We start from the raw sequence: 22,260 nt of genomic DNA on the forward strand, positions 1-22,260 counted from the left end.
TTTCACTTATAACCTTTTTCCATTCTCCTTTTATTTTTCTAATAATTCATATTTCATTGATTTTTACGCATGCTAGAAACGGAGGTGATTCAACATGGCTAAACGTAAGTCAAACCACGTCATTCCTGGAGCTAACGCGGCTAGCGCTCAAGGAAAAGGAGCGGGTTATAATGAAGAGTTTTCAAATGAACCATTAACGGAACAACAGAAACAAAATAATAAAAAACGCAAAAAAAATCAATAAAACAATCTCTTATTGGATATACTAATCACTAGTTAGAAAAGCAAAATCGTTTAACTCCATGAAATCTAACGAGAAGGCGTCATTATATATGACGCTTTTTTCCTGTTCCCATTTCCTGTTTTTGTTAAACCTATTTTTAGAAAGGGGAATTTTTCATCGGATAAATTTCCTGTCACTATCCTACCCTAATAAATGAAAGGGAGGCTTTAACTATGAACAAAAACAGCAGCAAAGACATCAGAAGAAATGCGCCAAAAAGCAATTCTGGACAGCCAGAACCGCTAAGCGGATCTCATAAAGTAAAAAACCGTAAGCATTCTCGCCAAAAACACAATAGCGGACATGATATGTAAAACAGCGGCAAGCTCTCTATAGAGCTTGCTTTTTTATGCGTAGAAAAGACAGCTAGTACTTCAAGCTTATTCTTTGCGCAGGAGTTCACTAAGTACATAAACGCGCATATGATAGTAAAGTGAAACAGTTTAAATAATGGAGGAACGCAGAAATGAAAAACAAGCGTCTGCCAGCAGACCAAATGTTTGTAAAAGGCTTTCAAGAGTTGTTAGAAGTCATGCTTTCAAATCCCTTTATGAGTTATTTAGATTATGATTCCGTTCGTATAGATTTATTTGAAACAGAACAATCATTTATTGTCGAAGCTGAATTATTAGGGTATCACCCTAAGGATATTATCGTTCAAATAAAAGCTGACCACTTACAGCTGACAGCCAAAAAATACTGCATTAGAGAATTTCATGATGAAAAGCAAGGAACGCTTGCAAGAGAACAAATGGAAGAAAGCGTTGAACGTACAATCGACTTTCCATTTCCATTGATGAATAAAAAAATTACCGCTACATTTAGTAACGAAATCCTTGAAATTACGATTTCTAAACATGAGACAAATGAATCTAATCAGCAAATAGTCCCTATTGATTTCCAATAAAGCTGCAGATGTTGTCTCTGCAGCTTTATTGGAACTATTTAATTGTTTATTTAGCACATAGTTTTTTAAGAATATTCTTCTTTTCAAAACAATGGGATATCTAATTTATTTTACGGCACACTACTAAAAAAGAGGAAAAGGAGAACGTTTATGCTTCATACTGCCTGGAAAGGTAAAATCAGCTTTGGATTAATTGATATCCCTATTAAACTGCACGGAGCAATTGAAGAAAAAGATGTAAAGCTGCGCACGCTACACTCCGTTTGCCATACACCTATTCATCAAGAAAAACATTGCCAAACGTGTGGACGAGAAGTAGAATCCGATGAACTGGTTAAAGGATACGAAACCGCGACCGGTCAGTTTGTTGTACTTTCACAACAGGAAATCGACAGTGTCAAAGAGCCCTTTACAGCAAACAAAGCCGTTGAATTGTTACACTTTGTTTCGTTAGATGACATTGATCCCCTGTTTTTTGATAAGCCCTACTATATTTCTCCTGGGGAAACAAGCCTAAAAGCTTATTATACTTTATTAAATGCACTTGAAATAACGAATAAAGTCGGTATTGCGGATGTATTTTTATATTCCAAACAGCAAATGGCAATTATTCGTTCCATGGGCGGATCTCTTGTTCTTCACACAATGCATTTTGAAGAAGAGCTTCGTTCAGTCACAGATGTGCCTAACTTATCCAGTACTTCTTCCATTAATGAAAGTGATACACAAGTGACGGTGGAATTAATTGATAAGCTATCTACTTCTTTTAATCCATCTATTTACAAAAACAACTACCGAGACGCCTTACAAAACGTCATTCAACAAAAAATAAATCAAGGCGAAGTTACAAAAGGCAGCGGAAGCGAAGAACGAGATATTCGACATTTAATGGAAATGTTAAAAGTGAGCATAGATCCTTCTACTTTACATCCGACAAAATCAACAGCAGAGAAAAAAACTTCATCCTTAAAAAAGAAAGCATAAAAAAGCTAACGAAGAAATTCGTTAGCTTTCATTTGCAACAGAAGTCTTAGGAACAATAGTTCCATATGACGCCGGTATTTTTAAATATTGCGTTACTTGATTATTTTCTACAAAGACAATAAAGTTATCTTTTTTATCTTTTCCAATACCTTTTGCTTTTGCTTCAGACCACGTGAAGCCCAGCTTTTCATTTACCTCACTGCGAGTCGTTTCCGGTCCAAAAACATATACTTTATCCCATCTAAAATCACATAATTCATTAAAATCAAGGATGGAAGCTTCTTCTTTACTTTGATTTGTTTTTTTAATTTCATTAATTACAGTTTGCTGAAGTTGCGCTTGGTTGCGTTCGCTGTATACCCTGTCAATAAAAAAAGTTGCCAATAGCGCTACTAACGTGAATAGTAGAATCTTTTTCACTTCGTTGTCCTCCTGAAACGTTCTCTGCACATGATACGACTTCTTTTCGATACGGTTTTATTCTCTACTATTCTAGAAAATTCAACAGGAAAATACAACTAAAATCTCGAAATGTCATCAAAACATAAAAAACTTAACACTATGTCAACGCATAAAAAAAGACTTGTTCACTTTCTATCTATTCACCTACTCAGCGCTGAAAAAATGTGGTTCTACCGTACAAATAGCTTCAATAAATTCTTCTACTAACCCTTCTTCTCCCGGCAAAAAAGGCAGCGCACCAACTCCAACACGTTCAATACTTTTATAAAAATGATGCTGCTTATAGCTCTTTGCTTTCCCTGGAAACAGCACAATCGCTGTTTGTACCGGTTTTATTCCATTTTCCTCTACAATAGCGTCTCGGTAACGATGCATGGTATTAATATCTTCTTCTCTAGGTGAAGGCGTATCGTGATTTGGTTTGATACGATACTTAGCGTCAAAAAGATATACACTTTTTTTCTCCCCTTGCTTTACTTCAAGCAGTAAGTCAGGCTTTTGAATAACGGTATGAGTATGATGGTATGCTTTCTGATACCATAGCGTGACTTCTGCTTTCCCCACTTGAAAACGATGATAAGACGGCTGCATCCTGACGTTCAACCCTTGTTCTGTCGTTGTCATGATGTTTTGTTCTATCCGTTTGCCGTAAGTTTGCAACTTCTTTAAAAGACTAACATACGTCCAGTATTCATAGAGAGTTGCGATATCTTTTAATGAAAGGTGGTAAAACTCTCCGTTAAGAGCCAACCCTCGCGTTAAGAACATAAAGTATCTGCTTGCTTCCCGGTAGCGGGGTGCCGTACGCAGTGTAGGAGGAAGAGTTGAAGCTTGTAGGGTCTTCACCCGTTGCCAAAACGCATTATTTAACAGTCTTTTTAATTCGGCATGATTAGTTTCTAGAGCCGATACGGCTTCTTTTTTTACATATCTATCTTCTATCAATTTGTCAATTAGGGCAGTTAGCTTATGATACAGCTGCGTCATCATCCATTTTACACTTTGATTTTCCAGATTATCATAGGTAGACACATGCCTGGTGCCAATCGCTTTTGTGGGTACTACTTTTATATTTCGATTAATTTTAATCCCCCTGCTTGAAGGTGCAAGATAGGTAGGGTGGGTTCGGACAAAAGATATAGCACGGCTATCTTGTTTTTTTATTTGATCGCCTCTCATGAGCTCATGTTCAACTTTTACCGATTGAAACGGCTGATTTTCAATCTGACGCACAGAATGAAGAAAGGGTTTCATATAGTGAGAGAGAACATGATAAAATTCTGTCCATGTTGCTTGCTTAGACCAAACAGATTTGGCTTGAATATATGTTTTACGAAGCATATCGTATGCCAAATCATGAATGTATCCGTTCACTTCATCGACCATGTGTACATAGTCTGTCTTGTAGCTCATCTTTGAAGGGAAAATTTCAAGAGTAAAGGAGAGCTCTTTTTCTCTTTCGCTGTAAACATGAAACGTAGAATACCCTACTTCATTTTGAAAGCTTATATTTCCCGTCAAAATGTAGGGAAATCCTACGCTTTGAAAGCTTTGTTCAACTGCTTTTGAATCGTGGTTAACAAACAGTCTTGTTTGATTTTTAGAAACAACTGTAATTTGATAGGTTTCATTTTCAAAAAATAAAGGCTCAAGCGGCGGTTTTGAAGTCATCATGCCTTTTGTTTGATTTAATACTTTTACATGTGTAATTCCTTTTCCTGTACAAGAAAAAAACATCACTTCTTCTGCAGATTTTATTTTTTTCTTATTTTTCCCTTTTATAACCACCGTACACGTGTCAGTTTCAATTTCAACGTACGGTATTAATCCAAAATGACGTGTATCCGTATACTTCAAAACGTCTCATCATCTCCATTATTTTGCGTGCGCTTTTAGGAAATCTCATTCCATCTGCATTTACGACAGCTGTCTCAAATTCATCATCTAACAGCGTATTTGTACAGTAATAATAAAGGTTTTTTAATAAATCAAATGTGTACCCATCACTTCCTGAAATACGAGGCAAAACTTTTTGCAAAACCTGAAAATCAAACGCCTGATCAAATGTAAACATTCCGCTTTTCACCGCGTAAATTAAATAAAAGCATATTTCGTCGCGTACGCGGTAACCTATTTGTAAATCGACTTCTATAAGCATCTCATTGATGGTTAGCAGTTCATTTGTTACTTCGTGAATGAGCTCAGCATGTTCAACATACGCATCTTTTAAGTGAACATATTGACTTTGAATTTGTACATTTTGAATGCCGTGCTGAGACGGATCTTTATCATCTAAAAAATCAAAAGAATCTAGTTGAATCTTATTTAACTCAATGGTGTTGGTACGATCTAACAACTTTTGACTAAACCCATGAGTTGTTTCATCCATATTAATTGTACCGATAATGAGAAGATTAGATGGCAAATAAATATCTCGGAACATCTTATGTCCCGGGAATAACGGAGCCGTTTTGATTTTCCCTTTTGACCAGCTCCTGCTTTCCATCACGCTTAAAATATCGCTAAAATAATGTTCAACTCGAGCTAAGTTCATTTCATCCAATATGGCAACATATGTGTAAGCTGGATGCTGAATGGCTTGCTGCATAATGGACAGAAACGATCCTCTTCGAAAATCTCCTCTTAAATCAATATATCCTAATAAATCTGAACTATCGTGCCAATCGGGTCGAACCGGAATGAGCACTTGTCTTCCATTTTCAATCGTGGCACCGATACTATCTGCTAAGAGCTGAGCAAGCTTTGTTTTTCCTGTCCCGCTCATTCCGGATAAAACAATAAACGGTTTAGTCTTTAAAGCAAAGTAGGCGTTGGCTATATCATGTCGTTCATATGTAAATCCAGATTTCCTAATATACTCATGAATATGGACGATGGCGTCTTTGTCTCCAATCATCTCTTTGCTCATTCCGTATGTTTTTATATACTGTTCATGCATACTTAGCAGTAAATGCAAGTCCTCTTGCAGCTGATCATTGCTAGGTAAGTCTGCTATATTGTAAGGAAGGTAAAGAGCTACTCTATCCTCAAAGCTTTTCGCTTCCATGCTTGTACCAATGACAATATGATTATCTTTCAATACGCGGGCATGTTCAGGAGTAAAAAATCGAATGTCTTTCAGATCTGTTCCTTCTTCTGAGTCTCCTCTCATCATGACTAAGTAAATACGCTGACCGTCTTCACTGAATAAATACGCGACCATCACGTCACTCTCTATATTCTTATTCGCAAGGGTCACGTAAGGAAATGTTTCAGCGTGGTGTCCCGATATACGCATTTCTTCTCGATTTATATGCTCCAATCGATAAAGAGAAATCGGAAGCCTGCGTGTAAGCATATTTTCTATTTCATGTTTTACAAGTACGTCTCCACCCATTTGTTTATAATGTTCCGCTACATACAGCAGCCGCTCGCGCAAACTCATCGAATTCTCTCCTTTCTGCCTTCACTGCAGTTTGTAAAAATAAAAAGCATCGTCAGCTGACCACGCAAAAGGTTCATTTCTTTTATTATAGACGCTTTCTTCGTATAGTAAGCTATTTTATAACGTTAGGAAACACTACATTATTCTTTTCTCTACATACATGTTTATGTTCATTTTAATGAAACATGACAGAAAAGAAAAGCGTTAGGGGCTTAATGAATGAAGGGGCAATGATATGAACAGAAAAATAAGCAGCTTGTGTGCCCAAGGATAAAACACCCATTATGCTACATGATTATTTAACATCTGATGCTTTTGGCTGAGTAAAGAAAAAGATAAAAATAATAAGCGGCAGGGCGATAAGAAAAATACTCGTCTCTGAAGGTCTTACTGTAGGTATATCCGTTAATGACATTTTAATCAGTCCTTTGTAAATTTTTCAACTAAGTCAGGATTTACATAAAAATGTTTTGATACGGTACGATGAAAAAACTGAGAGGATTGATTCAGTTCACTTAATGCAGGTTCTGTTTTGGGAACGCCAAAAATAGGTCCGCTTACGTTAATGGTAAACCTTCCAGAAGAAATAAAGGCGCCCGACACATTGATCTGGTTATTAAGCAGCAAAGCCGCAAGAAACACATCAATCATATCAATAATAATATTAATTCCCACATTTCCGTCTTTTCCTTCGATGCGACTGGTTCCTGTAATAGGTCCGCCTACTGAAACACGAAAAGCTCCGGGTGTCACAAATACTCCTATAATTGTTATTTGGCCAGTCAATAATAATATGGCTGTTACTACATCAAGATCTCGTTGAATGGCAAAGATAAGTTCCCTTTCTTTGTCAAAGCCGCTTTTCCATTCCACATTCTCCACACCCTTAGCACATACTATTCTAAACACGTGTAAGTGTTATTCTAATTCTGCTTTTTCTTTTCTCACTCGCGCTCAGAAAAGTGTAAAACAGATTTTACTGCGTCTTCAATTTCTTTATACCCTGTACATCTGCATATATTGGAAGCTAACCACTCCTTTATAATATCGTCACTGCCTGAAGGATGGCGTTTGGAAAGCAAATGAGCATTCATAATAAAACCCGATGTACAATAACCGCACTGAAAAGCAAAATGTTCAATAAAAGCTTTTTGCATAGGTGAACTCTTCAGTCCTTCTATAGTCATTATTTCTTTCTCTTCTGCTTCTGCCGCTAACATGAGGCAGGATTTCATTGGCCGCTGATTTATCCCTACTGTACAAGCTCCGCAGTCTCCATTTAAACAGCCTGGTTTTGCTCCGGTAAGGCCCAGCTTTTCTCTTAATACGTAAAGCAGCGTATCTGCTGTTCGGATATCAACCATTTTTTCTTCCCCATTAACCTTTAGCTTAACTGTTATTCTATACCCTTCATCTCTTAGCACATTACGTTCCTCCCAGCTCTTTGAAAATATCAATCAATAAATTTTTAATCACAAATTTGCGATATCGATCCGATCCTTCTCCATCATTTAAAATTGGAGCCGGTATATAATCAAGAGCAGTTTGAAGTCGATCTTCTAATGGAATGTCTTTCTGGTTTAGCACTTCTTCTACTTCAGCTGATCGAAAAGGAAACGAACATACTCCGCTGAAAGCTACTCGAATGTTTTCTTCTGTTTTTAAAGCTGCTACTGTAACTAGTGGATATCCTGTATCCCACTGCTGGCGCTCCTTTATACTCATATATGGGAGGTCAGCATACTTTGTTTCAACAAACACCTGAACAAGCAGCTCTCCTTTTTTCAGCTGCAAACGCCGCTGAAAAAGATCGTGAATCGAATGGAGCTTTATTCCACTGAGATCTGCCACTGCGAGTTGACTATCCGCTAGAAGGAGCGGCAATACGGCTTCTCGATAAAAGATATGCCCACAAATATTTCCTCCCAGCGTTATTTTATTTCGAGCCGTGTGATCAGCCACTTCGCTAGCAGACTTACTTAATAAAGGAAATAAGTTTTTCTCTTCCAGTTCAGTCAACGTTACACCTGCACCAAAAATCATCCAGTCTTCATCGGCTTCTGCTTTTTGAAACTCGGGTATATTTTTTATATCAATGACAGCATGGGTAACAAACAAACCCAACCTGCCCAATGTCAGAATTTCAGTGCCTCCAGCATAATAACGCGGCTGTTTGCCTTGATTCTCTAACTCTTGAAATAAGGCAACTGCTTCTGAAACGGTAGCAGGTTTGTGATATTCAAAGTCAAATGAAATCATCAGCATTCCCTTCTTTCATTCTCCAAATTAATTCTGGAATAAGCGGAAGGTGGTTTAATTCTGTTTCTGCTGCCACCGTTAAGCTGTTTCCTAAAGAAGCCGGCATACCAAGCAGCCCGTGTTCTCCCACTCCTCTAGCTCCGTAGGCCGCATCTAATTGAGGCGTATGAACAAAATCTACTACGTACTCCGGATGCTCTCCGTAGCGAAAAGGACGATATTTCCGAAGCTGAGGGTTTAAAATACGGCCATTTGAATCAAACCAAAATGTTTCTCTTCCGGCAAACGATAGGCCCATACTCATCGCTCCCATGACTTGCCCTCTTGCCATTTTCTCGTTTAACACGGTTCCTATGTCAATAACAGAGACTGCTTTTACAATACGATATCTATACGTTCTAGGGTTATATTCCACTTCAACTCCTTCAGCTGCTACCGTCCATTCAGGACCGGGACGCCCAGCTCCCGTTTCTTTATCCAAGTAGGTCATCCCTCTTAAAATATAATTGCCCCTCCCTATGATTTGCCCTCCAATTGCATTTCCGTTCGGATATTTATAACCATATACAATTTCTTTAAAGGCCAAGGAGGTTTCAGGCTCATCCCGTAAAAAAACTTTTTCATTTTTTATTTCGATATCTTCCTCAGAAGCTCGAAATATACAAGAAGCTATCTTTTTTAATTGGTTAATCACATCTTCAGCCGCTTCTAAAACCGCTCTTCCTGCCATAAAAGTGCCTCTGCTAGCCACCGTTTTCCAATGTTCAGGAGTCGTTTGAGTATCTACTTCCATTCGCACATGAATACGTTCCACGGGCATCTGCAATTTTTCAGCCAGTATTTGCGCGAGCACTGTTTTGGTCCCCGTACCTAATTCAATAACGCCAGACATTAAATTCACGCTTCCATCAGGATTGAATGTGAGAATAACACCTGAACCTGCGTTTGTTTCAATAGTGGAGGTTTTCCAGACGCAGCTAATCCCTTTGGCAGTAATAAGGCCGTTTTCATGAACTATTCTCTGCCCTTCCTCCCATTTCATTAGCTGCTTCAAGCGACGAATACATTCCGGTAAGTTACCAACGCTGCTAGAAGTTAAACGTACTTGCGTAGGCGTAGTATCACCCGGCAGAATAGCGTTTTTTTCTCTAAACTCCAAAGGATCTATACCTGCTTTTTTAGCAAGGATGTCCATCGTGCGCTCAAACGCAAATAATAGTTCCGAATGGCTAAATCCTCGAAAAGGGGAAGCGTAAGGGTGATTTGTATATACACATAATGAATCACAAAAAATATGTTCAAGACGATAAGGTCCCGTACAGTCAGCTGCTGCTGCTTTACTCAAGTCCGTTCCTTTATCTGCGTAAGCACCGCTGTCGAACAAATAAAGAATGTCAGCAGCCTGCAAGAGTCCCTCTTTAGAACAACCTAGCTTGATTTTGGCATCTAGACCTACGTGAGCAGGCGAAGTAAGCATATCTTCTTCTCTTGTGTTCAATATTTTAACCAGCCTTCCACCCACAGCTTTTGAAGCTAGATAAGCAAGCAGCTCTAGCTGAACAGCTGCTTTTCCTCCATACCCTCCTCCTACTAGCGGTGTTTCAACGATCACTTTTCCCGCTTCAATTTCAAAGTACTCACTGATTAATTTTTTGACCATAAAAGGAGCTTGAGAAGAAGTGATAATTTTAACTAATCCATTTGGAAGGATTTCAGCAGCGGCGCTTCTTGTTTCCATTGCCGCGTGATCTGAAGGAGATAGAGAAAATGTTTCTTCGACTATTAACTCACTTTTTTGCCAACCTTCTTCTATATTGCCTTTTCGAATTTTAACTCTGTTTGCTACGTTGGTGCCGGGCTCTGGATACACCGTTTCATCATGCTTGTAGATGTGCATATGTTCATGCACTAAAGGAGAATCAGGCTCAATAGCGGCGCTAGGAGAATGTACGACAGGCAACGGCTCATATTGAATATGAACGGAGCTCGCCGCACGCTCAGCGAGTGCAGGAGTTTCCGCTACTACCAGGACTACGGCTTCTCCGTGATAACGCACTTTTTCAAATGCAAGCGGTCGCCGGTCACGAACTCCTTCCCCGGTTAACGGCAAGTGCTCACCCGTCACAACCGCGTGAACACCGGGAATAGCAATCGCCGCTTGGACGTCTATGGCTTGAATCCTTGCATGAGCGTAAGGGCTGACTACTATTTTGGCATGCAGGGAGCCTTTAAACATGTAATCATTTGTGTATCGAGCCGTACCCGTTACTTTTTCCAATGCATCTTTTCGAATCACGCTTTTTCCAATGATCTCCACTCTTTTCACCTCCATCAATCAAAACAGTCGACGTTTCTCTTTGTATATCTTTTTAATGCGTTCATACCCTTGTTTTGTATCAACATCCATAAAAAGGGAAGCGTCGGTCCATTCGTAAAATATTCCATTTTCAGGTCCGCTTTGTCTTATAATTTTTCTTGCCCCTTGATCTCCTTGCAGCTTATCCAAGCTTGAAAACATTTGTTTTGAAAATAAAACCGGTGCTCTGGAAATTCCTTGATAAAAAGATGAAATAAATGGAACAGAAAAATGTTTTTCAAAAAGAGAAACAAATGTATCTATCAGCACGATGCTTATAAGAGGCTGATCTGCCAACAGCACAATAATAGCATCAGCGTTTAATTCTTTTGCTTTTTTTAATCCGCATTTTAAAGACGCAGACTGATCTTTTAAGGCGCTACTACAAGAAGTATGACTCCACTTCTGCTGATATGCTTCTGAAAAAAGAATAGGGTCAATCCACTCCAGATGATCTCCTTTCTTAGTTACTACTATCGTATGATTTACTTTTGAAGAAACAGCTTTTCGTAAAGCTTTACTTCCCAAACATCCATTCCCTAAAGGCAGCAGCAGTTTATTTCTGCCCATCCTTTTACTAGCTCCTGCGGCAAGATAAACAGCAACAATATTTAACCCGGACATTTTCATCCCTTTTTTTCATCATACATTCGGAGGTTTTGAATTAGTTCAGCAAGAATACTAACAGCAATTTCCTGCGGTCCTACCGCTCCTATAGAAAGTCCTACCGGCGAATGAATGCGTGAAGAAATATCAGTATTCAATAATCGAAGTGTTCGCTTTTTAGATCCTAAAACTCCTATATACTTCACAGGGTTTGATTTTAATAGCGAGAGAATTTCTTGATCGCGATAAAAATTATGCGTCATGATCACAACAAAATCATCGCTTTGTATGGACAGCTGTTCGTCTACTTCCTCGGGAAATCCAATATGTATTTCCTCTGCTAGCGGAAAATGTTCCTTATTACATAAAGCCGGTCTCCAGTCGCATAAGGTAACAGAAAACCCCGTATTGGCAGCAAGTGATACTAAGTATTTTGCATCGGCACCTGCTCCCCAGATAACTAGACGAGGCTTTGGTTTATATAGATGAGCATATGTGAGCAGGGAGCAATTTGAAAGTTGAATACCGCTCTTTCCCTTATTCCAATCATCTGTTGCAAAAGATGATGTGTCGCTATTTCCACCAAATATTTCGCCCGTCTTTTCTACATAAAAAGAGGTTGTTTGAATAAAGTTTTTTTCTAATTTTTTAATATGCAAAACAGGATTTCGGTTATCTAAATGACGTTTTACCCGCAAAAGATTTTGCTTCATCCTCGCAGTTACAGGTTCTAGGAGAATATAGAGAATTCCATTGCAGCCTGCTCCTTGTCCCCATCCTGCATCACCTTCTTCTTTTAAATTGTACGTAACGGTTAATACGTGCTCAGTGTCGAACAACTCTTTTACGCGCTCAGCAATATCTGCTTCTACACAACCAGCGCTTAACATCCCAATGTTCTCTCCATTTTCTTGAAACAGCATGGACGCTCCTTCTTTTAAATATGAGGATCCTTCTACATGAACAATCGTTGCCAACACACTTTTTACTGTTGATGTGTTTACAGCATGTAAAATATCGTGCATTTTTATTATTCCCTCCTTTTCCTCTCGAGGTTTTAAAATCTTTTCACGTTTTACACAGAACTACAATACGCTACAGTAGACCACTTCTACTCTCTGAATGAATCCATGTATTATTCATATTTTCAAAGAAGCTACAATAAGCTTTTAAAGACTTAGAAGAACTGTCGTTTGAAAGGAGAATAATATGCTATTCGACTCAACAAAAATCAACCTAGGAAAATTGAACGTTCGCAGTGCTGATCAAGCAAGCAGTATTTCTATTGGAAATACGTCAAAAGTTACAAGATATGTTACAGCAAAGAAAAATCAGGCCTTCGGACAGCAGCACGCTGATCAATGTTTTACAGCGGGATCTGCTTACAAAACTGTAGATAATGATTATGTAGATGCATTTGCAACAAAAAATGATAAATAAGGAGGAAACCATATGATTTTTTCGCCTATGGTCATTAACTTACAAGCCTTCAAAGTGAACGTTTTGGATAATTCATCTGTTTTAAGCATAGGACCTAATCAGCAGCTTGATGTGTTCGTATCTTATAAACGTAATCAAGGTCTGGGAGAATCAAACGGAGATTTTTCTCCGAACGTAACTCCGTTCTCATGGATTATAGACTCAGATGTAAATGATTCAAACTCAGTTAAAAATAGCGTAATTTAATTTTTTCATCTCCTCTACCTCTACTGCGCACAACTAGCAGCATATCTTCATCTATTCGTCTATTAGCATTCAATCGGAAGCCTAATAAATATAACCTGCATCTGAACTGGCTATATTTATTAGGCTTTTTCTATGAAATGGGCACTTTTTGAAAAGATGATGGGCTGTCAATTTGATCTCGATCATCGACACAGCTTCTCGTTCCTATAAAGCCGCTATCATCACCAAAATTTTGCCCAAATCCCTGTGTTTTTTTATCTGAATTATTCCAGTCTGCTAGTAAATTCTGTCCGATATTTACTGCAGACGCATTTTCAAAGGAATTTATCTTTAGCATTAAAATATTAATATTTATAGATGCACCTGCCATTTAAACCACCCCCTTTTCAAACTATATTCAAATTCCATCTTTTTATGATGTGTGGTAAGGAGGAAACCATATGGACTTTGATAAACTTATGCAGTGGATGGAATTTGCTAAAAAATATCAAACAAATGACTTTTGGAACGGTGTTTTTGATCAAACTGCTTTTAACGAATTTATGAAAGAAAATATGGATATGAATGCTCCTGATTCATATCAGGCACCTCAGGCTTCTAAAAGTACTTTTCCACCTGTTGACATTTACGTTACCCCACATGAAATCATTATTATCGCTGACTTGCCCGGCTATCTAAAAGAAAATTTGCACGTGTCTGTTTCAGGCAGCCGGCTTTTGTTAAAAGGCTCACCGCACCCTCTCATTACAGGACAGCCGGTTGTACAAGAACGACCTTCTGGAGACTTTAACCGAATTATTGAATTGCCAGAGCCTACGGATGCGCATCATCTGCGTGCGAAATTTGAAAATGGACTGCTTATTCTTTCTTATCACAGGCAGTTTTTCCAAGAAGAACGTATTCACATTGAATAAGGCTTAGTAGTTTTATGAATGAAATTCAATAGTTCACATAAGCATTTATAAACGCAAAGAATTTAACGTGAATTTCCAAACTAGACCAATATATATTTATCTAACTGTTATTACATCGGAAATAAGCCCAAGATGAGGAGAAGCGAAATGTCTATGAAAGGATTTTTCAACCCCAAACAGACTAACCAACAGCTTCATACTGAGCTAGCGGACTTCAAACATCAAATCAAGCGCATTAACACGCTTGAAGTTCACATGAACCGTTTTTTAAAACTCGAACCGCAAATTGGTTCTCTCATAATGCTCAAAAAAAAGCTGGAGGCTCAGCCCTCGCACTCCAATGATTCTTCACCTTCACAAAGAAGCACTCATAAAAATGCTGAACAAGCATATGCAAAAGATAAGAAAGAGATTGCTAACCAGCTTCAATTTTTAAAGGAAAAAGTAGCGCAATTGGAACAAGTGATCTCCATGCAACCCCCTCGCGATAAAAAGATAGACGCTGTACCTTATATGGATATAACTCGGTTAGTAGAACAATCTGTAGAAAAACAAATGGCTCCCTATATCGAAAAAATGACCGAACTAGATAACAGAGTTTCAGCATTAGAACGCAGCATGTCGCTTTTAACTGAAGTACAGGTGGACATGCTAAAACGAACGTCTTCCCTTCAAGAAGAAGTGAAATTGATTCACCAAAAAGGCACACTTTTAGAAAATGCTCCTCCGCCTATTCATATTGATAAATTTTTTCTTGATAAATACGAACAAAACAACAATATTGGCCAAGTGGGCATTAAAGAACTCGGCGGTACTTTAAATATCGGAGCTACATACGGAAGCGGAGCTATACCAAAGGATTTCACGGACCAAATCCAAAAAGACATGGAAGAGTTAAAAAACGCTAAATCAGATATTTCTTCTGGTAAAACGAAGCCTGCACAAGAGGAAAAAGAGAATTCTTCTTCCTCTTTCGAAAAAAAAGACACGTATACGGAAGTTCCTATTTTTGATGAAGATGATCCAAAGGAAGAGTCAGTCTAAAAAAGTCATAAAATTATATGTAGTTATGACTAGAATTTTTGCAAGCTATTCTTTACACTATAGGTAATAACTTCAAAAAAGGAGATATGCTGATGCCAAAGCTTTTATGGAGAATAGGTGCTGTCATGTTGCTAATGTGTGGAGGCTTTATCTTTTTATTTATTGCTGCTTCGCAAATGATGGTTCAGCAATACAAACCTTTTTTTAGACGCGAGAGTGCATAACTCTCGCGTTTTTTTATTGAATATTATCCTGTTTATGGTAATATATATATCAAAAAGATATAGGTGAGGAAAATAAATGAAGGAAAATCAAACAACATATGCAATTTTAGGACTGCTTACCACGGAATGCAGAACTGGTTATGAAATTAAGCAGTTAATGGATCGAAGTTTAAATCATTTTTGGAAAATCAGTTATGGCCAAATTTATCCCACTTTACAAAAGCTTGTGAATAATGAACTAGCAACGGTCAATTCCGTTGCTCAAACTGATAAACCAGATAAAAAAGAGTATGTAATAACAACTAAGGGAAAAGAAGTTCTGCAAGATTGGCTGCGTGAACCTATTAAGCAGCTCCCTTCCGAAAGAAATGAAATTTTGTTAAAACTCTTTTTTAGTAGTCAGCAAGAAAAGCAGCTCACAATTTCCCAGTTAAAAAACGCTCAGCAGAAACTAACTGAACGTTATCACATGTATTGCGGAATTGAAGACAGCATTTCTAACAGCCCTTCTCCCGACAGAACGTATTGGCTTATTACCCTAGACTACGGTAAACGAACAACGTGTGCTTCGATAGAATGGTGCAAAGATACGATTAATAAATTATATGATGAGGAGGCGCATAATTTATGATTCATTCCAATCGTATGATGGCTAAGCCCGGTCAGGAGTTGGTCGTCTTTGTTATAGGAATGCGCATTAATAAATGGACAGCCGTACACAAATGGTTCCCTGTATTTAAAGCAATGCCTCCTATGATTCGCGAGTTGTATACAAACAAAAACCTTGGCTTTTTATCTTTGCAAGGAACTTTTAATTTAAGAACCATCACGCTGATTCAATATTGGGAGTCAGTTGAGCAATTGACCTCCTATGCCAAAGGTCCTCAGCACTTAAAAGCTTGGAATTCTTTTTATAAACAGGCTTCAAAAACGAATGCAGTGGGCATTTATCATGAAACGTACGTCATTCCTGCAGGAAATTATGAATCAGTATACGTGAATATGCCTTCGTTCGGTTTAGCTAAAGCGCTTGGATCTGAAACCATAACGAAGCATACTCAAACTGCCAAAAAACGTTTGAATGTTAAAAAGCCGCTTTAACTAAAAGCGGCTTTCGTTATATTTGTTATACATATATTTTCAGCATTTGATTGGCACCTTTTTGAAATTCATACGGGACGTCTGCTATTTCTGTTCCTTTTACTAGAGGCGCAATCTCTTCTAACAGCTGCGGCAAATAGGTAGAAATCTTGCCGCTTAAATTCGTTAAAGGAAACAAACGTACTTCCTCTTTTGTAACGCGTATCAGTTCTTTTAAAGCCTCTAAATGAAACGTATAATCTAACCGGTCGCTGTACATAAATAAAAAGTTTGCACAAAGCGTTAAATCAAACTCCTTCTTTTGAAACGGCAAATTAGGAAGTGCTCCGTACTGATAGGCTTCGGGGTTCTTTTTCATATGAGCAATACAATCTTTTAGTGCTCTTTTTCGATGTTCAGTTAAATCATCAATAGACGAAAAATACTTCCACACATACTGTTCCTGTACGTGCTGCATTTGATTCATCGTATGAATTAAATCCAGGCTTCCTTTCTTTTCAAGCTCTTCTGCCGTAAATTTATAGGCAATATCACAGCTAGTAGCCTCCGTACCTTGCTGCATGGCATGAGCAGTGAAAGAACAGGCCCCGCTAGCACAATCTAACACTTTTTTTCCTTTTAAATACTTTTCATTCAAATTAAACATAGCTCTATACTCTTCAAACGTTCTGCCGATAAAAACAACTCGGTCAATTCCTAACTTTTTCTCTGCTAAACTCAACTCTACTCAGCTCCTATCTTTCACTTAGACTTTTATTTTACAGAAAATTGGATTAAATTCCAATAGTTTATGTAGTAATTAGTTTAACCACTATCTTTTGAAGGCCTAAAAACAGGCCCCAACACATAACTCCTATGGATAAACTCATAAACAAATGAAGAGAGTTTTTTAAGCAAATATAGACGACAGCAAGTAGTAAAATAGTGCCTGGCAGTCCATAAAGAACGCCAAGTGTAAACTGACTGACCACTTCCTTTTTTTCTCCTTGCACTGATAACCATATAATACTTAGTAAGCTCACAATTGGAAGGGCAGCCACAATTCCACCGTATGTCGGAAATCTTTTGGCCATTTCTGTTACCCCTGCAATAATAAGAGCCGACATTAAAATTTTGATGATACTATACATGTTTTGCACGTTCGCTCAATAACTGAAAACCCTGTTGAATCAGCTGTTTTTCAGATGTTGTCATTTCACGTAAAATAGCTGATACTTTTTCTTCATCCAAGCTTGAATTCCGTTTTAATAGGTCTTTTCCTGCTTCTGTTAAATGCAGAATTACTTTTCTTTCATCATGGATATCTCTATTTTTATATACATACCCTTTATCAATATTTCTCTTTACGTGTTCAGATGCCGTATTATGCGAAACGTGTAAATAATCCGCAATTTCTTTTATTCCAACCGAAGCTGATTTATCTATATGCTGTAAAAGACGTATTGTTTGGTGTGTAATTTTCTCTTGATGCGTATAGTGCAAATGATAATAAATAGACGTCCAATAGCTGTTTAACTCCTCTACTTTCATGATCATACTCCTTTATATCGTATTTTTAGTTATTATCGTATTATACGATATATATTACAGGAACGACAGCCAGGTTTCAATACTACCTTCTTTTTTATCTAACACCTCACATAATAATCCGATTTAACAGTTACACTAATCGTACACACAGTGAAAGGCGGTTGTATGACATTGATTCTTCGACTGTTAAAATGGGTTCCGAATCTCTTTACGATTGGAAATTTGCTAAGCGGCGTATTTTCCATAGCTTTTAATATGAATAGCTACGAACGCTTAGCTGCTCTTTTTATTTTTCTAGCCGCTTTTTTCGATTTATTTGACGGCAAAATTGCGAGAAAGCTGAAAGTTAACAGTGAGTTTGGTGTAGAGCTAGATTCTTTGGCTGATATTATAAGCTTTGGCGTAGCGCCTGCAATGCTATTTCATACTCTTTCTCCCCACTCTTGGCTAACCGTACTCGCTTTTATGATTTATCCAAGCATGGGCGCATTAAGATTAGCTAAATTTAGTGCAAATCCAACCATGGGTTATTTTATAGGGCTTCCTATTCCTTTTCCCGCTCTAATTATCGCCCTGCTTGGCATGTTTTATTACGTAAACCCTTACCTTATGATTATTTTAGCTATTTTGATGGTTAGCCCTATTCGAGTGATGAAAATTTAGATGCAATAAAAGACAGACAAAATGCCTGTCTTTTATAGTGCTGTCCATTCTTCGCACAGCATTTTATGCTTGAATTTCAGCTCATGTTCTCTTTTTTCAAGCTGAGCTTGTAAAGAGAGCCACTCGCTATTATCAGGTGCTGAGCATAATTTTTCTTCAAGGGACAGTAAGGAATCCAGTACGTCTTCAAGCTGAGCAGCTACTTCTCTTTGCTGTTTTATGTTCATTTTTTTCAACAGTAGTTTTTCATTTTTCTTCATTTTTTTCACCTCTTTCTTTTCTTTACCCAATGTTGAGTGTTTTAGTATAGAAAGTATATGGTTAAAAATATTTCTACTGTAATAAAGATTCTTTAATAGCTTATTTTATTTTTAATGGTTATTTAGAACATAGTTTAATAAGATTATTACATCTGATACAATTAGTAATACTTTTACAAACCGTGATATACTTAAAAAAAGAAAGGATGATGAATAGAAAATTATGCTGCAAAAATTTGGTTTTTCTCAGTATGAAAGTCAAGTATATGAAGCGCTGCTTGCGAATGATGGCCCGCTGGATGCTAGTTCGATTGTTACGTATTCGCATGTTCCAAAAGCAAAAATTTATGAAGTGCTTAATCGTTTAATTGATAAAGGTATTGTAGTAAATACATTGTCCGGGAAAAAGAAACTTTACTCAGCGGTAGCCCTTCAAACCGTCATTCAAAAACTTACTGCTGATTTTGAAAATGACATTAATGAATTAAAAACATATAAAATTAAAAAAACGTTTACAGATGATCATGTTTGGAGTTTAAAAGATAAATCCTCTATTTCTGCTCACATTGAACAATTGATTGACGAAGCGGAATCTTCTATTATTTTATCCGCATGGAATGATGAGTTAGAACATTACCGCTCATTGCTAGAAGAAAAAGAGAAACAAGGCGTAAACGTCGAGGTCTTAACCATAGGAAACTTGCAGACTGCCCTCAAACATTTACATACATTAAATCCAATAGATGATCATAAAAACCTTGAGCCGTCGCAGTTGATTATTGTTGACGATGCTTATCTTTTATTTGCCGGCATTGAACATGAGACATGGAAAGCAATAAAAACCATGTCGCAGCCGCTTGTAAAAGTTTTTGCTGATTTCTTTTATCATGACGTCGCACTTACCCATATTACAAAGAAATATCAAGAGCAGCTTCTTCAAGATTCTGAGATCATGGAGCTGCTTACTCGACTGCGATATTAAAAAGGTTACTAATTCATTAGTAACCTTTTTAATATTACCTATTGAAATCCTTTCTAAAAAAGGTTACTATTCTAGTTGTAACTTTTTAAAGAGGGGGTTTTTTGATGAATAAAAAAGTTTACATACTTGCGATTGCTTCCTTTGTTGTTGGAACGGTCGAATTAATTCTAGGAGGCATCTTAGACTTAATTGCCGATGCATTTCATGTATCATTAGCAAAAGCAGGTTATTTAATCTCTATTTATTCGTTTGTTTATGCCTTGTCTGCGCCGATTTTACTAAATGTGACGGCTAAGATAGAGCGTAAAAAAGTTTATATGTGGACATTATTTATTTTCTTATTGAGCAATGTATTTTCAGCCTACAGTTCGGGCTATTATATGCTACTGATTGGACGTATTCTTGCTGCTGCGAGCGGTTCTTTTATCATTGTATTATCTACCACAATGGCTTCTAGAATGGTAAAACCTGAATACCAAGGCAGAGCAATTGGCATCGTATTTATGGGAATCAGCGGCTCACTTGTTTTAGGCATTCCTCTTGGTATTTTGATTGGAAATGCGCTTGGCTGGCGTGAAGTATTTGTTATGATTGCAATTTTGACTGCCATTATTATGATTACCGTTTGGTTTACAATGGAGCGTCTAGCTCCTGCTCCAATTGTACCGTTAAAAACTCAGGTAAAAGCTTTACGCAATAAAAAGATGCTCGCTATTCACCTAGCAACATTATTTGTACTTGCGGGCCATTTAACGCTTTATGCGTACTTCACACCATTTTTACAAGAAACGCTAGGATTAAATACAACGATGGTGACCATTATTTATGGTATTTTTGGTCTTGCTGCCGTGGCAGGAGGAGGACTTGGAGGAGCTGTTTCTGATAAATGGAACCCTTCTTCATCTGTTATCACCATGATTGCTCTCTTTTTTGTTAGCATGATTGCTATGCCTTTTGGCGTTCATTTACCATTTATTGTGTTCTTGCTTCTTATGATCATTTGGAGTGCGCTCAGCTGGGCGGTTTCACCAGCTCAAAGCAATTTAATTATCCATAGTGCACGCGACACGTCGGACATTTTAATCAGCACTAATGCAGCGATTTCACACGTAGGAATTGCGATCGGCTCCTATGTTGGAGGAATTGTCGTTAATCAATACTCTGTTATTTATAACGGCTGGGTCGGGTCTATTTTTGTTTTGCTTGGTCTTTTCTGCTCTCTTTATGCGGTAACACGAACAGAAAGCACAGCAGATACGCTTCACAGTAAATAAGCTTTTATAAAAGAAGCGTACACATATAGTGTACGCTTCTTTTGATTATGATGGGTCTCCATGCATTTCAGCTGTAAATTGAGATTCGGACATGACGATAAAACCATGCTTTCTTAGCAATGCAGTCGTTACCCCTTCACCTGCTATTTTAACGTTTGAAAATGCCCCGTTATATATATGTTCACTTCCACATGAAGGGCTGTTTTCTTTTAGTACAATAACAGTAGCTTTTATTTCTTTTGCGATGCTCAGTGCCTTATAGGCCCCGTCTATGTATATGTCTGTCACGTCTTTTCCCGATCGTTCAATAACTCGCGCATTTCCGTTTATTACGTCTATCCCCGTTCCTTTTATAATTTCTGCCGGTTCTCTAGGCGTGTGAAATCCACCTAACAGTTCCGGGCACATCATCACCGCTTCTTTATTTTCAACGAGCGCTTCAATTTCCTCAACTAAGGCACTGCTTCCATTATATCTGCAAGCTTGACCTGCTAGGCAGGAACTAACCAAAATCATAGAATTCTCCCTCCCATAAAAAAACACTTCTCATTCATCATACAAAGAATATATGATGAATGGAAGTGTTTACCTCTTATATTTTATTCAAGATCACTCTTTGACTCCTGCTCTTTGTCTCGATCCGTTTTCGCTTCAAATTCAGAGCGAGTCATTACGTCCTCTACATGCATATTTACTTCTACTACCTCTAATCCCGTCATATCATGAACTGATTTTTTCACATTATTAACAGTTTCAGAGAAAATGGCTGGAACATTTTTTCCATATTCGACAATTACTTTTAAATCAAGGGCAACTCGCTTTTCTCCTACTTCAGCGTTAATCCCTTTTGTGATATCTTCAGTGCTGCGGAAGCGATCTGTTAACCCGCTCATAAATCCGCCGCTCATTGATAAAATTCCTTTAATTTCATTAGCTGCAATTCCAGCAATTTTTTTAATGACTTGATCTTCAAATGTTAATGTATTTTGATGTGTATTTTCCTGAGATTTTACTGCTGTATTTGTTTCATTAACTGCCATAATTAACATCTCCCTTAAAGTGATTTTCTATCTTCCTTTAATAAAGAATCCTACCCAAGCATTTATATCTAAATGACCGTCTCGCCACTTCCCAATTACATAACCAATTCCCATAAAAGCTACAATTAGCAGCGTGGGACCAAAACCAATTGTTAATAGCAAAATTGCCAACACTAAACCTGCCAGAATACCAAGTACTCGGCCACGGTACGCAATCAATTTATCTGGAGTACTCATTAT

General features: G+C 37.7%; 31 protein-coding genes. 14 read left to right on the plus strand and 17 right to left on the minus strand.

The annotated features are described in order from the left end of the window. Positions 1 to 94 precede the first annotated feature (94 nt). From sspO to ku, 4 genes are all read left to right on the plus strand, one after another. On the plus strand, positions 95 to 244 hold the full coding sequence (gene sspO, locus ACFX4R_RS13675) for a small acid-soluble spore protein O (protein ID WP_013083371.1): 150 nt from the start codon (positions 95 to 97) through the stop codon (positions 242 to 244). A gap of 212 nt (positions 245 to 456) precedes the next feature. Beyond that, positions 457 to 597 (plus strand): small acid-soluble spore protein P, encoded by a 141-nt coding sequence (locus ACFX4R_RS13680; protein WP_013057256.1) that lies wholly within the window; start codon positions 457 to 459, stop codon positions 595 to 597. Between the two features lie 152 nt (positions 598 to 749). After that, positions 750 to 1,190: an Hsp20/alpha crystallin family protein gene (locus ACFX4R_RS13685; RefSeq protein ID WP_043982838.1), complete on the plus strand. Its 441-nt coding sequence runs from the start codon at positions 750 to 752 to the stop codon at positions 1,188 to 1,190. Between the two features lie 150 nt (positions 1,191 to 1,340). Beyond that, the gene (gene ku, locus ACFX4R_RS13690) at positions 1,341 to 2,174 is read left to right on the plus strand and encodes a non-homologous end joining protein Ku (protein ID WP_043982839.1); all 834 of its coding nucleotides are present in this window, start codon (positions 1,341 to 1,343) and stop codon (positions 2,172 to 2,174) included. 21 nt (positions 2,175 to 2,195) lie between these two features. Here ku and ACFX4R_RS13695 read toward each other — a convergent pair whose 3' ends face one another. The 9 genes from ACFX4R_RS13695 to ACFX4R_RS13735 form a co-directional block, all read right to left on the minus strand. Then, complete coding sequence (locus ACFX4R_RS13695; protein ID WP_013057259.1) at positions 2,196 to 2,594, minus strand: hypothetical protein; 399 nt, start codon at positions 2,592 to 2,594, stop codon at positions 2,196 to 2,198. Positions 2,595 to 2,780: 186 nt separating this feature from the next. Then, positions 2,781 to 4,493, minus strand: a complete 1,713-nt coding sequence (locus tag ACFX4R_RS13700) for a DUF2357 domain-containing protein (RefSeq protein ID WP_043982840.1) — start codon at positions 4,491 to 4,493, stop codon at positions 2,781 to 2,783. After that, a complete protein-coding gene (locus ACFX4R_RS13705; RefSeq protein ID WP_043982841.1) occupies positions 4,447 to 6,081 on the minus strand; it encodes an MrcB family domain-containing protein in 1,635 nt (544 codons plus the stop codon). The genes ACFX4R_RS13700 and ACFX4R_RS13705 overlap by 47 nt, the downstream gene beginning before the upstream one ends. A 420-nt stretch (positions 6,082 to 6,501) precedes the next feature. Then, complete coding sequence (locus tag ACFX4R_RS13710) at positions 6,502 to 6,954, minus strand: hypothetical protein (RefSeq protein WP_029322049.1); 453 nt, start codon at positions 6,952 to 6,954, stop codon at positions 6,502 to 6,504. Positions 6,955 to 7,025: 71 nt separating this feature from the next. Further along, positions 7,026 to 7,505 carry a (2Fe-2S)-binding protein gene (locus tag ACFX4R_RS13715; protein ID WP_034651629.1) on the minus strand — a complete coding sequence of 160 codons (480 nt, stop codon included), beginning with the start codon at positions 7,503 to 7,505 and terminating at the stop codon, positions 7,026 to 7,028. 1 nt (position 7,506) lies between these two features. Continuing rightward, positions 7,507 to 8,340 carry an FAD binding domain-containing protein gene (locus tag ACFX4R_RS13720; protein ID WP_043982844.1) on the minus strand — a complete coding sequence of 278 codons (834 nt, stop codon included), beginning with the start codon at positions 8,338 to 8,340 and terminating at the stop codon, positions 7,507 to 7,509. Next, positions 8,327 to 10,657 (minus strand): xanthine dehydrogenase family protein molybdopterin-binding subunit, encoded by a 2,331-nt coding sequence (locus ACFX4R_RS13725; RefSeq protein ID WP_377569790.1) that lies wholly within the window; start codon positions 10,655 to 10,657, stop codon positions 8,327 to 8,329. The genes ACFX4R_RS13720 and ACFX4R_RS13725 overlap by 14 nt, the downstream gene beginning before the upstream one ends. An 18-nt stretch (positions 10,658 to 10,675) precedes the next feature. Continuing rightward, positions 10,676 to 11,326: an NTP transferase domain-containing protein gene (locus tag ACFX4R_RS13730; RefSeq protein WP_308115089.1), complete on the minus strand. Its 651-nt coding sequence runs from the start codon at positions 11,324 to 11,326 to the stop codon at positions 10,676 to 10,678. Beyond that, positions 11,323 to 12,327: an XdhC family protein gene (locus ACFX4R_RS13735; RefSeq protein ID WP_043982848.1), complete on the minus strand. Its 1,005-nt coding sequence runs from the start codon at positions 12,325 to 12,327 to the stop codon at positions 11,323 to 11,325. Before ACFX4R_RS13735 ends, ACFX4R_RS13730 begins: the two co-directional genes overlap by 4 nt. Before the next feature lie 184 nt (positions 12,328 to 12,511). On the opposite strand from ACFX4R_RS13735, the gene ACFX4R_RS13740 reads away from it, so the two are divergent. Both ACFX4R_RS13740 and ACFX4R_RS13745 read left to right on the plus strand, forming a co-directional pair. After that, positions 12,512 to 12,742, plus strand: a complete 231-nt coding sequence (locus ACFX4R_RS13740) for a hypothetical protein (RefSeq protein WP_043982849.1) — start codon at positions 12,512 to 12,514, stop codon at positions 12,740 to 12,742. A gap of 12 nt (positions 12,743 to 12,754) precedes the next feature. Then, a complete protein-coding gene (locus tag ACFX4R_RS13745) occupies positions 12,755 to 12,988 on the plus strand; it encodes a hypothetical protein (RefSeq protein WP_013057270.1) in 234 nt (77 codons plus the stop codon). A 130-nt stretch (positions 12,989 to 13,118) separates the two neighbouring features. On the opposite strand, the gene ACFX4R_RS13750 is transcribed toward ACFX4R_RS13745, so the two are convergent. Continuing rightward, entirely contained in the window at positions 13,119 to 13,358 is a 240-nt protein-coding gene (locus ACFX4R_RS13750) for a hypothetical protein (RefSeq protein WP_013057271.1), read from the minus strand. A gap of 70 nt (positions 13,359 to 13,428) precedes the next feature. Here ACFX4R_RS13750 and ACFX4R_RS13755 point away from each other — a divergent pair, with 70 nt between their 5' ends. The 5 genes from ACFX4R_RS13755 (at position 13,429) to ACFX4R_RS13775 (ending at position 16,271) form a co-directional block, all read left to right on the plus strand. Continuing rightward, entirely contained in the window at positions 13,429 to 13,902 is a 474-nt protein-coding gene (locus ACFX4R_RS13755; RefSeq protein WP_043982850.1) for an Hsp20/alpha crystallin family protein, read from the plus strand. A 147-nt stretch (positions 13,903 to 14,049) separates the two neighbouring features. Next, positions 14,050 to 14,946: a hypothetical protein gene (locus tag ACFX4R_RS13760; RefSeq protein WP_043982852.1), complete on the plus strand. Its 897-nt coding sequence runs from the start codon at positions 14,050 to 14,052 to the stop codon at positions 14,944 to 14,946. 92 nt (positions 14,947 to 15,038) lie between these two features. Further along, positions 15,039 to 15,170, plus strand: coding sequence for a hypothetical protein (locus tag ACFX4R_RS13765; protein ID WP_013057274.1), 132 nt, complete (start codon positions 15,039 to 15,041; stop codon positions 15,168 to 15,170). Positions 15,171 to 15,246: 76 nt separating this feature from the next. Then, on the plus strand, positions 15,247 to 15,801 hold the full coding sequence (locus ACFX4R_RS13770) for a PadR family transcriptional regulator (RefSeq protein ID WP_016764331.1): 555 nt from the start codon (positions 15,247 to 15,249) through the stop codon (positions 15,799 to 15,801). After that, positions 15,798 to 16,271 carry a DUF4188 domain-containing protein gene (locus ACFX4R_RS13775; RefSeq protein ID WP_043982854.1) on the plus strand — a complete coding sequence of 158 codons (474 nt, stop codon included), beginning with the start codon at positions 15,798 to 15,800 and terminating at the stop codon, positions 16,269 to 16,271. Before ACFX4R_RS13770 ends, ACFX4R_RS13775 begins: the two co-directional genes overlap by 4 nt. A gap of 25 nt (positions 16,272 to 16,296) precedes the next feature. Here ACFX4R_RS13775 and ACFX4R_RS13780 read toward each other — a convergent pair whose 3' ends face one another. From ACFX4R_RS13780 to ACFX4R_RS13790, 3 genes are all read right to left on the minus strand, one after another. Then, a complete protein-coding gene (locus ACFX4R_RS13780; protein ID WP_162214340.1) occupies positions 16,297 to 16,992 on the minus strand; it encodes an SAM-dependent methyltransferase in 696 nt (231 codons plus the stop codon). A 67-nt stretch (positions 16,993 to 17,059) separates the two neighbouring features. Further along, entirely contained in the window at positions 17,060 to 17,401 is a 342-nt protein-coding gene (locus ACFX4R_RS13785; RefSeq protein ID WP_114895586.1) for a DUF3147 family protein, read from the minus strand. Beyond that, positions 17,394 to 17,801 carry a MarR family winged helix-turn-helix transcriptional regulator gene (locus ACFX4R_RS13790; protein WP_162214341.1) on the minus strand — a complete coding sequence of 136 codons (408 nt, stop codon included), beginning with the start codon at positions 17,799 to 17,801 and terminating at the stop codon, positions 17,394 to 17,396. Before ACFX4R_RS13790 ends, ACFX4R_RS13785 begins: the two co-directional genes overlap by 8 nt. A gap of 171 nt (positions 17,802 to 17,972) precedes the next feature. On the opposite strand from ACFX4R_RS13790, the gene pssA reads away from it, so the two are divergent. Continuing rightward, positions 17,973 to 18,464, plus strand: a complete 492-nt coding sequence (gene pssA / locus ACFX4R_RS13795; protein WP_176521268.1) for a CDP-diacylglycerol--serine O-phosphatidyltransferase — start codon at positions 17,973 to 17,975, stop codon at positions 18,462 to 18,464. A gap of 32 nt (positions 18,465 to 18,496) precedes the next feature. On the opposite strand, the gene ACFX4R_RS13800 is transcribed toward pssA, so the two are convergent. Then, positions 18,497 to 18,724, minus strand: a complete 228-nt coding sequence (locus ACFX4R_RS13800; RefSeq protein WP_016764339.1) for a hypothetical protein — start codon at positions 18,722 to 18,724, stop codon at positions 18,497 to 18,499. Between the two features lie 223 nt (positions 18,725 to 18,947). Between ACFX4R_RS13800 and ACFX4R_RS13805 the strand changes: the two genes are divergently transcribed. Further along, entirely contained in the window at positions 18,948 to 19,706 is a 759-nt protein-coding gene (locus tag ACFX4R_RS13805; RefSeq protein ID WP_013083389.1) for a TrmB family transcriptional regulator, read from the plus strand. A gap of 104 nt (positions 19,707 to 19,810) precedes the next feature. Further along, entirely contained in the window at positions 19,811 to 20,980 is a 1,170-nt protein-coding gene (locus ACFX4R_RS13810) for an MFS transporter (protein ID WP_043982860.1), read from the plus strand. A 45-nt stretch (positions 20,981 to 21,025) separates the two neighbouring features. Here the strand turns inward: ACFX4R_RS13810 and ACFX4R_RS13815 are convergent, their stop codons facing one another. The 3 genes from ACFX4R_RS13815 to ACFX4R_RS13825 form a co-directional block, all read right to left on the minus strand. Next, positions 21,026 to 21,496, minus strand: coding sequence for a 2-thiouracil desulfurase family protein (locus ACFX4R_RS13815; RefSeq protein WP_043982861.1), 471 nt, complete (start codon positions 21,494 to 21,496; stop codon positions 21,026 to 21,028). Between the two features lie 83 nt (positions 21,497 to 21,579). Beyond that, positions 21,580 to 22,020, minus strand: a complete 441-nt coding sequence (locus tag ACFX4R_RS13820; protein WP_043982863.1) for an Asp23/Gls24 family envelope stress response protein — start codon at positions 22,018 to 22,020, stop codon at positions 21,580 to 21,582. A 27-nt stretch (positions 22,021 to 22,047) separates the two neighbouring features. Next, on the minus strand, positions 22,048 to 22,257 hold the full coding sequence (locus ACFX4R_RS13825; protein ID WP_043982864.1) for a DUF2273 domain-containing protein: 210 nt from the start codon (positions 22,255 to 22,257) through the stop codon (positions 22,048 to 22,050). Positions 22,258 to 22,260: the final 3 nt, after the last annotated feature.

Source organism: Priestia sp. YIM B13490, assembly GCF_042787735.1.
Taxonomy (GTDB): Bacteria; Bacillota; Bacilli; order Bacillales; family Bacillaceae_H; genus Priestia; species Priestia megaterium.